Below are 1,975 nucleotides of genomic sequence, written 5' to 3'. Positions count from 1 at the left end.
GCCTAGCACGCGCTCGGCCTGGTCCTGGCGGCGGGCGGCCAGCGACTGGCCCAGCTGGCTGTCGCGGCCGGCCAGGGCGATCAGGCCGCGGCAGTCGCGGTACAGCCATGCGGGTTCGATGGCGACGTAGTCGCCGGCGTGGCCTTCGAGGAAGGCGCGCGAGATCAGCCGTGACAGCGCCAGGTAACCCTCGCGGTTCTGGCACAGCAGGGTGAGCCGCGACGGCGGGCTTCCGTCGGCCGAAAGCCACAGGTCGGCGCCGGCGATGGGTTTGAGGCCGGCGGTCTCGGCGGCCTTGTGGAACTTCACCAGCGCGAACAGATTGCTGGTGTCGGTGACCGCCACCGCCGGCAGCCCGAGCGCGGCGCAGCGACCCACCAGCTCCGGGATGCGGATGGTGGAGTCGGTGAGCGAATACTCGCTGTGCAGATGCAGGTGGACGAAGCGAGGGGTCATGCCGGAAGCCGCGTGGCCGACCGGCAGTTTACCCCGCGGGTGGGGGCGGACAAGGCTTGACAGTCTGTGTTGCCAGGCCGTGCCGCCCGCCTCGTTGGAGAGACTCAGGTGACGCGGATGAAGTCCGGCAGTCCCGGGCTGGCGACGTACGAGCGCGAGCGCACCCCGCGGCGCTGCTGCAGGAGGGCGGCCTCGGCCAGGCAGGCGGTTTCCCAGGCCAGGCGGCGCTCGGTGGACGAGCCGCGCGGCCGTTCAAGGGCGCGGAACCGGCAGAAGTCCGCGTAATCGCGCGTCTCGCCTTCGAACGCCGGCCAGGACAGCTCGACCAGCAGGGCGTCGTCGAGGTGGCCCACCAGCGGCTGGTCATCGGGGATCAGGTCGTCCACCTGCTGCAGGTAGCTGGTGAGCATGCGGGCGCGATCGCGGGTGTCCGCGCCGACGTCCCAGTCGCTGTCGTTGAGCATGCGGCGCAGGTGCTCGGCGCGGCCCAGGCGCTCGGACAGGATCGCCACGGCCTGGTCCTGCGGCTGCTGTTCGAGCCACCGGGCCAGCGTGACCACCTGGTCGGCGCTGACCGACGGGGCGTTGGGCGCGATGTGTGCGAGCAGTCGGTTGAAGCGGTTCACCGCAGCGTCGCCCAGGGCGATGGTGCCCACCTGGCGGCGGCGCGAATCCCGTGATTCGGGCGGTAGGCGAAGGGCATTGCGTTCGTCGTGGCGTCGGTTGTTCATGGCGGTTCTCGCTGTGGGGGCGGTACGGGCGGGAAGGGGAGGATTCCCGCCCACATCCCTTGGGATGCGCCACCAGAGTGGACCGTTGCAAGCGCTGCAGCGACGCCCGGAAGTGAGTGTGACCAACGGGCTAATTCAGAAACCGCTCAGCTTTCCAGGCAGGCGCGCACGGGCGCGAAACTGCGCCGGTGCTGCTCGCACGGGCCGAGCCTTCGCAGCGCTTCGAGGTGCATCGGCGTCGGGTAGCCCTTGTGCACCGCGAAGCCGTAGCCCGGATGCAGGGCGTCCATCGCCACCATCAGCTGGTCGCGGCCGACCTTGGCCAGGATGGACGCGGCCATGATCGCCGGTTCGCGCGCATCGCCCTTCACCAGCGCTTCGGCGGGACAGGGCAGGCCGGGCGGGATGCGGTTGCCGTCCACCAGGGCGTGTTCGGGGTGCGGCTGCAGGGCGCGTACGGCGCGCGCCATGCCTGCCATCGTCGCGTGCAGGATGTTCAACTTGTCGATCTCGGCGACGTCGACGAATTCCAGGTGCCAGGCCAGCGCGCGTTCGCGGATCAGCGGCGCCAGCGCATCGCGGCGCGCTTCGCTCAGTGCCTTGGAATCGCCCAGGCCCTCGATCGGGCGGCGCGGGTCGAGGATCACCGCGGCCACCGCCACCGGGCCGGCGAGCGGGCCGCGGGCGGGCGCGGCCCCCCCCCCAACGCGCCGCGCCCGCACCCGCCCGCCCGCCCCGCGCCCCCCGCCCCGGCCGCCCAGGGCGCGCCCACGCCGCGCCGCCGGGGG

3 protein-coding genes are annotated in these 1,975 nt (G+C 72.4%); all 3 read right to left on the bottom strand.

Annotated features, from left to right (window positions below):
• Nucleotides 1-456, bottom strand: a 456-nt coding sequence (locus K0M70_RS09905) for a PHP domain-containing protein (protein WP_290781708.1), incomplete at its 3' end; no start/stop codon positions are given.
• Nucleotides 457-560: 104 nt separating this feature from the next.
• Nucleotides 561-1,187: a YkvA family protein gene (locus tag K0M70_RS09900; protein ID WP_290781707.1), complete on the bottom strand. Its 627-nt coding sequence runs from the start codon at nt 1,185-1,187 to the stop codon at nt 561-563.
• Between the two features lie 146 nt (nt 1,188-1,333).
• The gene (locus K0M70_RS09895; protein WP_290781709.1) at nt 1,334-1,909 is read right to left on the bottom strand and encodes a ribonuclease HII; all 576 of its coding nucleotides are present in this window, start codon (nt 1,907-1,909) and stop codon (nt 1,334-1,336) included.
• Between the last annotated feature and the right edge of the window lie 66 nt (nt 1,910-1,975).

It is taken from the genome of Arenimonas sp. (assembly GCF_019459675.1).
Taxonomy (GTDB): Bacteria; Pseudomonadota; Gammaproteobacteria; order Xanthomonadales; family Xanthomonadaceae; genus Arenimonas.
The sequence above is the reverse complement of the archived record's forward strand: the minus strand, read 5'-3'. Positions and strand labels throughout refer to the sequence as shown.